At 34.2% G+C, this 12,925-nt stretch carries 18 protein-coding genes and 1 pseudogene; all 19 read right to left on the reverse strand.

Annotated elements, in window-relative coordinates:
* The coding region (locus tag IDG60_RS14150) for a phage tail tape measure protein (RefSeq protein ID WP_206160825.1) at window positions 1-2,377 on the reverse strand (2,377 nt) is incomplete at its 3' end.
* Window positions 2,378-2,432: 55 nt separating this feature from the next.
* A complete protein-coding gene (gene gpGT / locus IDG60_RS14155) occupies window positions 2,433-2,555 on the reverse strand; it encodes a phage tail assembly chaperone GT (RefSeq protein ID WP_000570353.1) in 123 nt (40 codons plus the stop codon).
* Window positions 2,556-2,614: 59 nt separating this feature from the next.
* Window positions 2,615-3,061, reverse strand: a complete 447-nt coding sequence (gene gpG, locus IDG60_RS14160; protein ID WP_000442601.1) for a phage tail assembly chaperone G — start codon at window positions 3,059-3,061, stop codon at window positions 2,615-2,617.
* Window positions 3,062-3,125: 64 nt separating this feature from the next.
* Window positions 3,126-4,079, reverse strand: a complete 954-nt coding sequence (locus IDG60_RS14165; RefSeq protein WP_000570652.1) for a major tail protein — start codon at window positions 4,077-4,079, stop codon at window positions 3,126-3,128.
* Window positions 4,080-4,460 carry a hypothetical protein gene (locus IDG60_RS14170; protein ID WP_000611454.1) on the reverse strand — a complete coding sequence of 127 codons (381 nt, stop codon included), beginning with the start codon at window positions 4,458-4,460 and terminating at the stop codon, window positions 4,080-4,082.
* The gene (locus tag IDG60_RS14175; protein ID WP_000501244.1) at window positions 4,457-4,834 is read right to left on the reverse strand and encodes an HK97-gp10 family putative phage morphogenesis protein; all 378 of its coding nucleotides are present in this window, start codon (window positions 4,832-4,834) and stop codon (window positions 4,457-4,459) included. Before IDG60_RS14175 ends, IDG60_RS14170 begins: the two co-directional genes overlap by 4 nt.
* Window positions 4,834-5,169, reverse strand: a complete 336-nt coding sequence (locus IDG60_RS14180) for a phage head completion protein (protein WP_000975314.1) — start codon at window positions 5,167-5,169, stop codon at window positions 4,834-4,836. Before IDG60_RS14180 ends, IDG60_RS14175 begins: the two co-directional genes overlap by 1 nt.
* The gene (locus IDG60_RS14185; RefSeq protein WP_001177483.1) at window positions 5,156-5,488 is read right to left on the reverse strand and encodes a head-tail connector protein; all 333 of its coding nucleotides are present in this window, start codon (window positions 5,486-5,488) and stop codon (window positions 5,156-5,158) included. Before IDG60_RS14185 ends, IDG60_RS14180 begins: the two co-directional genes overlap by 14 nt.
* 8 nt (window positions 5,489-5,496) lie before the next feature.
* Window positions 5,497-5,655, reverse strand: a complete 159-nt coding sequence (locus IDG60_RS14190; protein ID WP_001252099.1) for a hypothetical protein — start codon at window positions 5,653-5,655, stop codon at window positions 5,497-5,499.
* A gap of 35 nt (window positions 5,656-5,690) precedes the next feature.
* Window positions 5,691-6,938 carry a phage major capsid protein gene (locus IDG60_RS14195; RefSeq protein WP_000849950.1) on the reverse strand — a complete coding sequence of 416 codons (1,248 nt, stop codon included), beginning with the start codon at window positions 6,936-6,938 and terminating at the stop codon, window positions 5,691-5,693.
* Window positions 6,939-7,025: 87 nt separating this feature from the next.
* On the reverse strand, window positions 7,026-7,610 hold the full coding sequence (locus tag IDG60_RS14200; RefSeq protein ID WP_103143666.1) for an HK97 family phage prohead protease: 585 nt from the start codon (window positions 7,608-7,610) through the stop codon (window positions 7,026-7,028).
* A complete protein-coding gene (locus IDG60_RS14205) occupies window positions 7,603-8,853 on the reverse strand; it encodes a phage portal protein (RefSeq protein ID WP_000511067.1) in 1,251 nt (416 codons plus the stop codon). The genes IDG60_RS14200 and IDG60_RS14205 overlap by 8 nt, the downstream gene beginning before the upstream one ends.
* A 5-nt stretch (window positions 8,854-8,858) precedes the next feature.
* The gene (locus IDG60_RS14210; protein ID WP_000365299.1) at window positions 8,859-9,059 is read right to left on the reverse strand and encodes a hypothetical protein; all 201 of its coding nucleotides are present in this window, start codon (window positions 9,057-9,059) and stop codon (window positions 8,859-8,861) included.
* Between the two features lie 13 nt (window positions 9,060-9,072).
* Window positions 9,073-10,767: a terminase large subunit gene (locus IDG60_RS14215; protein ID WP_000133304.1), complete on the reverse strand. Its 1,695-nt coding sequence runs from the start codon at window positions 10,765-10,767 to the stop codon at window positions 9,073-9,075.
* 2 nt (window positions 10,768-10,769) lie between these two features.
* Window positions 10,770-11,237 carry a phage terminase small subunit P27 family gene (locus IDG60_RS14220; RefSeq protein WP_000919026.1) on the reverse strand — a complete coding sequence of 156 codons (468 nt, stop codon included), beginning with the start codon at window positions 11,235-11,237 and terminating at the stop codon, window positions 10,770-10,772.
* 128 nt (window positions 11,238-11,365) lie between these two features.
* On the reverse strand, window positions 11,366-11,710 hold the full coding sequence (locus IDG60_RS14225; RefSeq protein ID WP_000817289.1) for an HNH endonuclease: 345 nt from the start codon (window positions 11,708-11,710) through the stop codon (window positions 11,366-11,368).
* 15 nt (window positions 11,711-11,725) lie between these two features.
* A complete protein-coding gene (locus IDG60_RS14230; protein ID WP_000406191.1) occupies window positions 11,726-12,178 on the reverse strand; it encodes a nucleoside triphosphate pyrophosphohydrolase family protein in 453 nt (150 codons plus the stop codon).
* A 114-nt stretch (window positions 12,179-12,292) separates the two neighbouring features.
* On the reverse strand, window positions 12,293-12,763 hold the full coding sequence (locus IDG60_RS14235; RefSeq protein WP_000282755.1) for a hypothetical protein: 471 nt from the start codon (window positions 12,761-12,763) through the stop codon (window positions 12,293-12,295).
* Window positions 12,764-12,785: 22 nt separating this feature from the next.
* Window positions 12,786-12,911: pseudogene (locus tag IDG60_RS14240) on the reverse strand (DUF1514 family protein); the annotation flags it as partial.
* Window positions 12,912-12,925: the final 14 nt, after the last annotated feature.

A 12,925-nucleotide genomic window follows, 5' to 3' on the forward strand; every position in this document is an offset into this window, starting at 1 on the left:
CAAACCACAGTTGTATTAAATTCCAAATTAACTGCACAGTGCCTTTTAGTATCATCACAATACCGTCCCAAACACCTCGCCAATTACCAGTGAATAAACTTGAAAAGAACTTAATAAAGCCAAGTATTATATTTAAAGCACCTTGTATTACACCTTTGATATTTTCCCAAGTGCTGACAATCAAAGCTTTAACCGCCGGCCAAATAAATTGCATCACTTGCCAAATCGCAAACATGATTGGTTTAATAATAAAGTTAAAAATAAATTCAAAGGTTGCTTTAATGAAACCAGCTATATTTTGCAAAGCTTGTGTTATTTCTGAGCCGTTCTCTTTCCAGAAAGAGGCTAATTGAGCGCCTATCTCTTTGGCGAAACCAACGATTGCATCAACTACTTTAAAGAAAGTTGTTCTAATCGTATTAACTACATTTTGTATTCCTGCTACAGTTTCGGGTGGAAATATCTTCTCTAGGGTAACCGCGCCTTTACTATCACCTTTGAATAAATCAAAGAAACCTTGTAACGCTAGTTTAGCTGCTTTAAATGCGTTTGCTACACCAGAGATTGCCAGATTTACAATATTTCTAAAAGTTTCTGAACGTTTATAAGCTTGATAGAAAGCTATGCCAATACCAACTAATGCACCTACAATTAATGTTATAGGCAACGTTAAACTTGATATCGACACACCTAAAATCGGAAATAGTTTAACAAGTGATGCGATTTTAGTTCTTAAAAACGCGAATAAACCACTAGCTTTATTAACGTTTATTAACAAGGGTCCTAAAACTGTCATTGCATTCCCCATCACGCTGATAAATAAACCGAACATAAAAACTAAAGGACCTAAAACTGCTACAAATAATCCAAACTCAACAACCGCTAATTGAATTGACGTTGGTAATTTAGTAACCCATGTCACTACTTTGCTAAAAGCACTTACTATAATCTTTAGTGCTGGTTCTATTCTGTCATAAATCGTTAGGGCTAGTTCTTCTAATTGCGACCTTAAAGTTCTTAATTTCCCACCTAAACCAGATTCCATTGTATCGGCCATTCTTTTAGATGCGCCGGTAGATGAATCTATAGATTTGGTTAACTTTTGATAGTCTTCATCAGAAGCATTTATAATCGCTAATGCTCCTGACATCGCTTCTTTACCAAATATTGTAGCTGCAGAACTAGCTTGTTGGTCTTTTGAAAGATGTTTAAATTTTTCCCTCAGTTGGTCTAAAAGCTTTCGCATAGGAATCATTTTCCCATTACTATCTGTAATAGATATTCCTAAGCGTTCCATTTCATTCCCCATAGCTCTAGTTGGACTTGAAAGATTGGTGAACATTGTTCGTAACGCTGTACCTGCTTTTTCACCTTTGATACCAGCATTACTCATTAAACCTATCGCAATAGATGTATCTTCAATCGTGTAACCTAACGCACCTGCTACAGGAGCGACATATTTAAAAGCTTCTCCGAGCCCTCTAACATCCGTATTTGCCTTCGAGCTAGTTTGTGCTAAAACGTCCGCAAAATGACCACTATCCTTTGCTTTTAAACCAAATGCCGTTAGTCCATCTGTAACAATGTCACTTACTGCTCCCAGTTCTTCGCCAGATGCTGCCGCTAAATCCATAACTCCGCTTAAACCTTCCATCATTTGCTTAGAATCCCAACCAGCAAGTGCCATGTAATTTAATGCTTCAGCCGAATCTGATGCACTAAATTTTGTTGTTGCACCCATTTCGCGAGCCTTTTTCTTCAAAGCTTCAAACTCTTCCCCAGTAGCACCTGAAGTTGCTTTAACTTTTCTCATACTGTCATCGAATTCAATACCTTTTTTAGCTGCTACAGCAAACCCAGCAACCACCGGCGCAGTTACATACATAGTCATGTTACGGCCTACATTTTTCATACTGTTACCAATTTCTTGAAGTTTAGGACCAAAATTATTAAAGTTGGTACCAAGTTTTCCCATTGCAGTATTTAATGCTTTCTGCTCTCTTTGCATGTCTTTTAATTCTTGTGTGGCTTGGTTTAACTCTCGCTCATATTGGTTTAATTTAGCGTAAGCTTCATTGTATTTAGCAGCCGCAGCTTGTGTCTTTGCACTGTTTTCACCAGTTTCTTTACTAAGTTTGTCATAACTATCTTTCAGCTCTTTAGTAATCTGGGCTTGAACTTTTTGTTTTTTACTCAAACCTTCGACTTTTATCTTCGACTTTTCTAATGAATTATCATATCTAGAAAATTGTGATAAATTAGCCGAAAGCTCACGCGAAACCATTTTCATTTGCCTATTTAAACCTGTCACACCTCTATTGAATCCAGAACCATCTAAATCAACCTTTATGACCATATTACCTATAGGATTAGGCATTTAAAAACCTCCTTTCTTCCAAGATGTAAATAAAAAATCAACCTTTAAAGGCTGATTAAAAAATATCTTTAAAACTTTTCGCAGTTCGCTTTGTTTCAATCTTCGATTCGACAATGTCTAAAAAGAAGTGTATCGGCATGTTAGCCACTTTTTCTGCATCCATGCCTTTTTCTATCAAATCTTTAGCTATTTTCCTGTAATTGTTGTAGACAGCTTCAGGTGTTAAATCTTCTTTTCTTATTTCTGATTCTCTGTCACGAACTTTTTTGTATCGCTAGGTTCCCCACCTGTAATTCGTCCAATTAACTGTCCAATCTTTTCAATACCTTCTTGACCATTTGGTAATCCTTTTTGAAGTTCTATACTGGTAAATTGATTATCAAAAGCTTCAACGATGAAATCCAAAACTTCTTCTAATACTTCCATTTGTACAGCCATGTTGTTTTCGTATTCTTCTTGCTTGTTTTTGTATTCTTCCTGTTCTGTCACACTTAAGTTATTAAATTCTTCTTCTGTTAGATCTTTAAAATCAGCCCCCTTAAAGGCTTTGTTAAGTTTCAAACCTAATTTTGAACCTTGAATTGTTTCAAACAAAGTAATAATCGGCTTCGCTAAATACTTTTGATATTGCGGCTTTCCTGTTTTTGTAAATCCTGTAATTAATTCAATTGATGTACGTTCCATTATTAAATTCCTACTTTCTTTTTAATTTGGCCAAAATAAAAAGAGGGCGTTAAGCCCTCAAAACTTACATTTCTAAATTAGATTGTACTGTAATTTGCACAGTATCAGTTTGCTTTCCTGCAGTCGCTGTAACGGTCGCATTACCTTCCGCCAAACCTTTAACGAGGCCAGTTGATGTTACGCTAGCATACGTTTGCCCCTCAGTCACTGCATAAGTTACTTTCTGTCCAGATGGTTCGGTTGTGGCTGATAGTTGTTTAGTAGCATCAACTTTAACTGTAACTTGTTCATCAGTGACGTTTACAGAAGTGACTTCAACTTTTTCTGTTTTTTTCATTTCTTTTTCTACAGGTTCCATATTTTGTTCTCCTCGACTAGACATGAATTCATCATAAGTTTTACCAAATGTTTCCATGAATACATAATCGCGCCCTGTAGTGCTTCCTTTTTTATCATAGCCAGTAACATGCGAGCTCTCATCAAACAAACGATCAATAAAATTGCCTTCTACGTCGTCATTCTGGAATTCAACTTTATCTTGTTTTGTTTGCCCTTTGATGCTTGAACGAGTGAATTTACCTTTGAACAAGCCAACCCATTCTGAAGACTCATCATGATTACGTCTTTCAAATACAATCGCTACATCTGGCGGGATATCCTTAGCTCCATATTTATAACCACCTACACCTTTTTTAGCGCCATTCAAGAACGCCTTATCGTCAGCAGGAACAGTAACAAATGTTGTCTTAACACTTAGTTTACCATTAGATACAGCAGTTGCTGCGACCATATCATCCCCATAATCTTCCTCGGTATCTTGTGGACGGTCTACTTCAATTTCTTTTAAGAAACGAATACGTGTGCCAGCTCCAGTTTCCCATTCATTTTCTGTATCTTTTAAAATAGGTGCATAATAAAAGTTTGATACCCCAATTGCGATACCCGAAACTCCTGTATCTGCAAAATGTTGTAAGTTTAATTTTAAAAATCTTGGTGCTTGTTTCAATTTTTCAATCATTTAATTTTCCTCCAATTTCATTGATAAAATCGAGCCTTTTGCTCTTATAATATGTCTGAATGACATGACGTCACTCTCGTATAACGGTTCTCTGTAATAACATTGAAAATTTATCACTTTGAGTAACTCAACAATTTTTTCTACTTGCTCGTTCGGTTCATCTTGAGACCACCAAACATCAATTTGGTAATGGTATTCTCTTGAAATCTCGTTATCATCAGCGTATGTGTCAGGATTGAACGGTAAGGGATATATGCGAATAATAGGCTTGTCAGTTTTTTCGTGAAAATGGTCATCTATAGTGTAGTTAAACACATTCACTTCATCTGTAATGTTATTTGCAATAATAGCGTTTCTAATTAATTTGGTAACATTAATCATTTTTGCAACCTCTTAGCAGTATCAAGCATTGTTTTTAAAACTTTGTTTTTCCCTTGCTTTTCTGTTTTTGTTATAAACAATTGTGGTTTTTGGTACATTGTTCCAAATTCTGTTGCATGAATACGATGTGAGACGCCTTTAGCGTAACCAATTGTAACGATTTTCTCACTTGTGTGTCTGTCTGTTTTCACATTAGAAACAGCTATGTGATCGCGAGCATGCTTTTTAGTATTCGCAAAAGGTGTATTACTTTTTAAAAGCGGGACTAATGACATAGCCCCAGCTTTGACAATTACATTACTATTTAAATTCATTTTTAAAACTGCATTTTTCAAACCTTGTTCGATGTTATTACTTTCAATTCTTGCCCCCATTAAATGACCACCTCGCCATAGATACGCAAATAAGATTTATCTTGATAATCTGGCTTTACATATTTGATGTTAAATCTTTGCCCTTCATGCAAGACGTAATGCTTATTTGTTGGTTTATAATCACCTCGTGTATCTCTGATAATAATAGTTTTAATGAATTTGCTACCTGTATTGAGATTCGTTTGAGTGTCGGATTCTTTAGATTCTTGAATGCAAGCGAAACAAGAGTATAATATTTTCGTCTTCGGTTTCATCGGATTTCCGTTCACTCTCTCGCTTACATCTTCACAAAAATCTATACGTTCATTTAATTTATTGGAATTAAATTTCATCATTTTCACTCTCCAAAAATTGCTCAAATGAACCTCTCAATTTATGCACCGTACTTAAAACCATATGTGGCGCAAGCGATAAATCCCTATCCAAATAAGCAATACGGTTTTCAAAATAGTAACTTGCTAAAGGGTATATAGCACGAGCAAATAGAGGATGACTTTTAAACCAATCAATATATTTACTTGGTTCATCCGTAACAGCGCTAGCTATTTCATGGAATGCCCAAGAGTAATATATTTCTAATAAGTCGTCCTCTGAATTGTGATCTATTTTGCAATGCTTTTTTAATAACTTAAGTTCCTCAGCTGTTAATTGCATTCAATCACCTATTCTTCTTTTACTCTTTCAAGTATTACTCCATGCTCTTTCAGCTTTTTGTTAACATATTCAGCACGTTTTACTGTCATTTCAACACGTTTACCTGACTTTAAATACTGGCCTTTTTCCAAGTCAGTATAAGATTTCTTCACTTCATACATTGCCATAGTTTATCACCTCTTTATAAAGTATCGAGCGCTTATTATGCTTCTAAGCCAAGATCGCCTTCACCGCGTTCACTATCATCATATTCAATCACAATTGCTGATTTATAATCTAGAATTCTACAGTCTTGACGTACAGCAATCATTAAACATTCTCCGAAATGCATGTAGTCAGTCCATGATGCTTGGTATTGAGAGCGGTCAAATAAAACAATCGCATCTTTTAAGTTACCGATAATCAAAGTGTTATTACCTTTTTGCCCTAGTACTTCATCAGGTAAAATTTCGATTTTAGCTCCTAATAAACGCTGTTGCGTTTTTTCTTTAACATCTGGCTGGATTAAATAGTTTCCTAGCTTATCTTTCATTTTGTCTAATTTTGCAAACATAGTTTGCGAAACAATCGCAACATTATGTTCGTAATTTGGCTTAACATTCAGGTTAATAGCATCTTTAATATCATCTAAAGATTTTGCTTTTTTAACTTCTAATTTCTTACCTTCTTTTTCAAAACCTGAACTTGTAGAACCCGTTGATCCTTTAGTGATAACATCAATAATTGCTTTGTTTCGTGTTGCTGCAATAGTTCGCGCCATCCATAGTTTCAATTCTTGCAAAACATTCACTTTTGCATCTTCGATTGCTTCACGTGAAATTCGGAAGTAACCACGGTGTGTATTAATGTCATATGCTAATTGGAAGAATGGTTTAACTGCTAATTCAGGGTTTTCTTCTAATTCTTCAACTTTTTCAAGGGCTGCAACTTCTGATTGTCGTACTACCGGATATTTACCAGAACCATTTGTAACACGTTTGACCGTCACATACTTATCAAGATTAAACTCAACCTCTTTTAATTTTAAAATATCTGTAACAATTTCCTCTGGAATAACTACAAATCCTGAGTCTGTTTTTAACGAACCACCTTGAATATCATTGCGTGTTTCAAGATATTCAGTAAAATCTCTAACTTCTTGTGATGTTACCTTTGTGTTTTGAATCGAAATACCTAAATCATTAATGTTTGCTTGGTTTCGATAAGTACGTGCTTCGTTTACTTCCACTGATTGTTGATTGTTTTCTGAAGTTCCATCTTTTTCTTTTAGCTTATCTAATTCTTCTTGTTTTTCTTGGATTTGAGAACGTAAATCAGTAATTTCTTGTTCTAATTTTTCTGCTTTTTCTAACTCATCGTTATTAAGTGCTCTCGTTGCATACTTCACCTTTAAATCAATTTGTCTTTTAATGTCTGAAATCTCAGATTGTAACTCTTCTTTTGTTTTCATTTAATTTCCTCCTAAAATTGGCATAAAAAAATAGACATCGCTATATTCAGCATGTCCAATGGCTGTATTTGATAATGGTGTTCAACTTCACCAAATATTATTTAATATAGAGTGTTTCTTTAGTCTTATTTCTAATTCTTTTTTACGTTGTTCTTTTTTAACGGTTTCAATACTACGTAATGCTGGTTTAACATCAGTGTCTTTGTAAGCCGGATAAGTCACTACAGAAACATCTGTAAGTTCACGAATTGCTGTTAAAGTACGTTTGTAAATGTTTTCTTGTTCATCAAAACGCACTGCATCGCCTTTATCGTCAAGCATAAAACCAAACGAACATTGATTGATGTTGCCTACACGCATGTTCTCATATAAATCACGTGCAAATGTTGTGTTTGGTAACTTACAACGATATTTAAGTCCAACATCATCAGTTTCGAGCTCCAAAGTACCCGATTTTGTCCTACCAATTATTTGCGATGGGATATGATCTACTAAACAACGTACATCAGATAAATCAGTGTTTTCTAAAGCGCGACGTGAAATCGTTTCTTTGAATCCACCAAGATTTTCAGACCAAGTGTCAAACTTTAACGCATACCCCTCTATGACCATTTCGTTGTTATCATTTGAGCGTACCTCAATAATGTTGCCAACTCTCGTTTCCTTACTCATTTTCCTCACCACCTTTCAATTTTTTATCAGTAGCTCTCGATTTATTCATCTGATACTCATCTACAAGTTCAATATTTACATGGTTTAAATCGACTCTGTGAATGCTACCATTACCGCCTGGTATTGGCGCTAATCCATCACGTTGTCTAATTTCATCGATATTCATCTTTCCAGAATCAATGTTAATTTTGTCAATTTCAGCTTGTGTTTTTTCATCAACAACTCGTATTTCAGTGGTATCAAATTTAAATTCACGATTCACATATTCATCATTAAACTTAAAATTCAATTCTGCACAAACGCATGTAATATAAGGTTTTAAAGTTGATAAGTAATCTAAATTAGCATCCGTGATACTCATGTTCGCTGTTTCTATGCCGAACTTATGCAATGGAATACCAAATACACCTGCTATTTCTCTTGTTGATGATTTGTTTTCTCTGATAAGCTTTAAAACTTCTGTATCAACTTCTAATTGATCAAACGTCATTGATTCATCGAGTACGACAACTTTCCCAGCTTGTTTAGTTCCACTAAAACTTTTGTGAAATTCTTCTCTGGCACGGTCTCTTGCTTTTTTATTATCTAATACACCTTTCATTTTCAAAATACCACCAGCATGTGTGCCATTTCGCAAGAAATTATTAAGGAAATCTTTTCCATTGTTATCTGATTCTATCGTGCGACTTAATGTGTCTAACAGTGACAAACCATTTATACCATCCAACGAATAAAATTTGATGTCTAGCATATCCTCAAACTTAACATTACGTTCTATATTATTTCCGTTACTGTCTATCCTTTGATGAAAATAATACAGTCGACCTCTTGCGTCTGATTTCAATTCTATTTCGGATGTCTTTCTGAACGTTAAATTCATAGGTTCTCCTGTTTTATCACGTGTAATTTCAATATAGCCGTGCGATGTTAGTAAGGCACTAACAAACACTACTAATTTGAATATATAGCCGTTATACATTGGGTTAGGACGTGTATTTAACAAATTAACAATCCTGTCACTATAATTAATTTGGCCGTTCACTGTCACCCTAATTGGCATGCGCGCCAAATCAGAAGCAATCATCATAACTGCAGTAAAGATGTCGCTATGCCTAATTGCTTCTATATCTTTATATTGTCGTAATTTTGTTCCTTGAAAACCTGGCAAAGTTTGAACCATCATTTGCAAATCATCTTCGTTGTATTGCAAGTCTCGTTTTTCATTTTTATAAAAAATCCCCACAACTACTAACTCCTTTCTTGATTGCTTTCATGATTTAAAATCAACGAAATAACAATCAGTGTTATACCAATGCATAAAAGTCCTATATTTTGACCGAATGCTTTATACATAGAAACATTAACCACAAACAAACCTAATAAAAAAAGGATGCTAACCAAATTAGCAACCAAGAAATTAAAAAAGACATTTATTTTATTCAAGTCCATTTTGTCACCACCTTTAAAATCCGAATTCTTCGCTTTCATATTTCTCCGTCCAATTTTCTTGGAATTCGTGCATTCTAGCTTCAGTGAAAGCTGTGATAATCGAAATAATCGGATCTATTTTTTGACGATTCATTTTTTTATTTATTTTCACATTGTCTTCTCCGTCACGAATCAAAACGGCATTATTAACTGATGTTGTAAGTAACATATTATCGTTATGCTGTATTCTTTCATCTGCAACCCACATTCTAAATTCTTTAATAGATTGTGATAACGCCTTAAAACTTTGTCCCACTTCAATGAGTGGCCAATCTAAAGCCATTGATTCGATTGTTGTTATAAAACTTTGCGCATTCCAAGGGTCATAGCAAACAGCCTGTACATTCAGGTCATGCGTCGTTATAAATTTCACTATAAAATCGATAACTTGTTTATAATCAATCATGCCGCTATCTGATTGTGTAGTCTCAGCTTCTCCACGTTCAATCGCTAATTCATAATTTATTTTGTCTCTCTTAGATTTTTGTTCTAAGTTTGTTCTTAATCCAATGAAAGAATGACTATGTAAAAACACTTTTTTATCGTCGTTAGGGAAAATAAACCCTACAGATGTTAAGTCATCCAATCTCGATAAGTCGACACCTATATACACATCTTTACCATTGATATTAGGCATAGGCGTTATTACTTGTTCCCAATCTGAAATATCTAGCAAGCTATCTTCTCTTTGCGCTTGCCATAAATTGAAGTTTTTAATCAAAATCTTATGATACGATGTCCCTTTTTCTAATTCGTCTTGTATATCAGCTTTTACATTTTGAAGTATAGTTTTTCTATGTTCTTTTGATTCTAAAAGCGGCATTGCTTTAATCCACTTTGTTTCATCTTGAACTTCTTCTTGTGAATCCATTTCAGCACAATATACAAAGTAATTATCAGCTCTTACTTCTTCATTTAAAATACGTTTAATATACTTATACTCTTGGTACATTTGACTATTTAAATTGTCTCCGGCCGTTGAAACAAGTAGGGTTAAAGGATTTTTTTGTAATGTCATACCTGTTTTAAACCTTGAGTACATCTCATCATCAGGCATACTTGCCAATTCGTCCAAAATAGCAACTGTAGGATCTTTACCATCAACCGCATCTGGGTTATTGGAAAGAGGTGCAAACACTGAACTACTTAATACATCTTCAATGTCTGTCTTTCTTACGTCTGTTTTTTCACGGATAAACTTGCTTTTACTTCGCATTAGGTTTACTTGTTGGCTTGCCATCTTGAATATTGTTTGCGCTTGCTTATAAGTAGATGAAGCTACATAAATTTGTCTATTAAATTTAGGGTATTGTCCAAACAACAGTTCGTTAACGGACATTCCCGATACGATTAGAGACTTACCTTGCTTTCTAGCCATACTTATATAAGCTTTAGTAAACATTCTGTATTGACCTCTACGCCAGCCGTATAAGCTCCCAACAATGAATTTCTGAAACTCCATAAGAGGCATGGGCTGGTTTGTTTTAGGGTCTGGAAGCATTTCCACAAATTTAATTGCTTTGTTAGACAAATGATTATCCCAATGGCAACCATTCGGCGGGTTCTCCATAAAAGATAGGTGACGTTTGCATACTTGAATATTCTTCAAACTTGCCAAAATTTCTCCTGAAACTACCTTTTTTGCGTATTTAGTAACATAATCAGTCATTACTAATCACTCACAAATTCCATATATGGATCATCATCTTCTTTTTCATCAGGAACCATAATACGCAATCGGCTATCAATAGTTAATCCTAAAGTATTAGCTGTTTGTTGCAATCGAATACCCGCTTTTTCCTTTATGTTGAACGCCGGATTAACCTTTTGATTTCCTTTGTCGTCTTCTAAAATCAAGTCTTCGCGCTCTAAAATCAAACTTGCTTTAACAAAGTCACTATAAAAACTACAATATTGTGCTAATTGTGCTTTATCTAAGTTGGAAATTGGCAATTCTTGCATGTGCGGTAATATTCTTAAGTATTCTTGTTTCGCTATTTCATCTAAAAAGTGCGGTGGTTCAGTATCGATTTTAGAAAATTTATTTAATTGAGCTTCTTGACGCTCTTTTTCAATAATTTCTTCTTTTGTATAATTCTTGTTCGAATTTGACAAAAGCTTCTTAGGTCTACCCGCCATAAATTAGCACCTCCTACTAAAAAAACTTAAATAAAGGGAATTTTTTGAGAAGAAAACTCTGCTCCGTTCTCCAGAACCTTTCATTGACGCCCGTTTCATCTTTGGGGGACTTCCTATTTTTATCTTTTTTAATATTTCTTCAAATCTTCTTTTGTCTTTTGGTTATGGCAAGCATCACACAAAGGCTGTAAATTACTTTTGTCTAATCTTCTTGCCCAATCAATTTTTGTTGGTACAATATGGTCAACCATAGTCGCTTGATTGCCACAAGAAACACAAATAAAATCATGTTCTAACAATACAATTCGACGCATGTTTTGCCACGTTTTCGATTTATAAAATCTTAAATACTCTGGATCGTTTCGACGTCTCAAATCATTGTAATTTTCATTTGCATATTGCTTGTGTTTATCACAATAACTTTCATTATGATTAATCAATACATTACATGTTGGATGACCACATCGCTTCATAATAGACAATGCACATCACTCCTTGTCGACTTTCTTAACATCTTGCACAGTTACTTGTCTATCATCTTTATCATTGCTAATTAACAATAAGTTTCCTATCGATCCATCAACAAGATATTTACTACCTTGAAACAATACTTTGTCTCCTTGTTTTATACCATTGTCTAAATTGATAGTCTGATTAGGTTTATTCATCAAGATAGTGTTAACACTATGACCAGCTATCTCATCCAAGTTAATACCTAACACGTTAGTAAGATTAGCTATATTCCACAATGCTTCGCTAAGTTCATTTATCATAATTCCTTTATCTATCGGTACATTACAAAACATATGCTGTTTAATTAGATCTGTAACATTGCCTGTAGATTGAGTTAAACCTAAGCCGTAACAAGTAATAGATTCATTTAAATTCAATTCATCATTGTGTGTACGTGTAGCTATCTCTTGGTACTTTGATATCTCCATTCTCCACCTCTTGTTTATAAAAATAAAAACCCTCACTTAATGTGAGAGTTCAAAATAAATATAAATGTTTTGCTACATAGCAATTATAATAAAAAACAATATGTAGCATCAAAATTAGTCCGATGTGTACGATTTGTACGATTTGTACGATGTGTCCGAACTGTCCGATGTGTACGATGTGTCGGTTTCTTGTTGCAAGTTATAAAGTATATTTACTATATCTTTTACTCTAGAATAAAAATTGTCTCTGCCTATATCAAGAATACTCATAATCCTATTATGGCTTTCTCGTTGTTTTAACATTTGTAAAATATGATAATCTTTTTCATTCGTGATGTATTCTTCGTATTCATCAATGAACGCTATCTTATTAATCAAGTAATCGTACTTTCTAAGCGCTTTGTTTTTGTTTATAACTTTCACTAACACTTTATTGCTAGTCGTGCCTTTAGCTTTTGGCATCGCAGATTGATAACCGTATTGTGCAATTGATGTACTTTCGTTATCGTAGACTTTACTGTCTATTATATTTTTCATCCACTTGTAGTTATCTATCATTTCACGTATTTCTTTCCTGTTATACATGCAATACCTCCGATAATATAAATTACTTTTTAATATCGTTATTCATTCGCTTTAATTCAATCCTGTATTCTTTTAACCCGTTGTATCCTTTAGTTTTAACTACTTCATCAAGTAGATAATCATTTATATATCTGAGCGCTTGTATCTCTGTTTCTTATTCAT

The organism is Staphylococcus sp. EG-SA-2 (assembly GCF_017152085.1).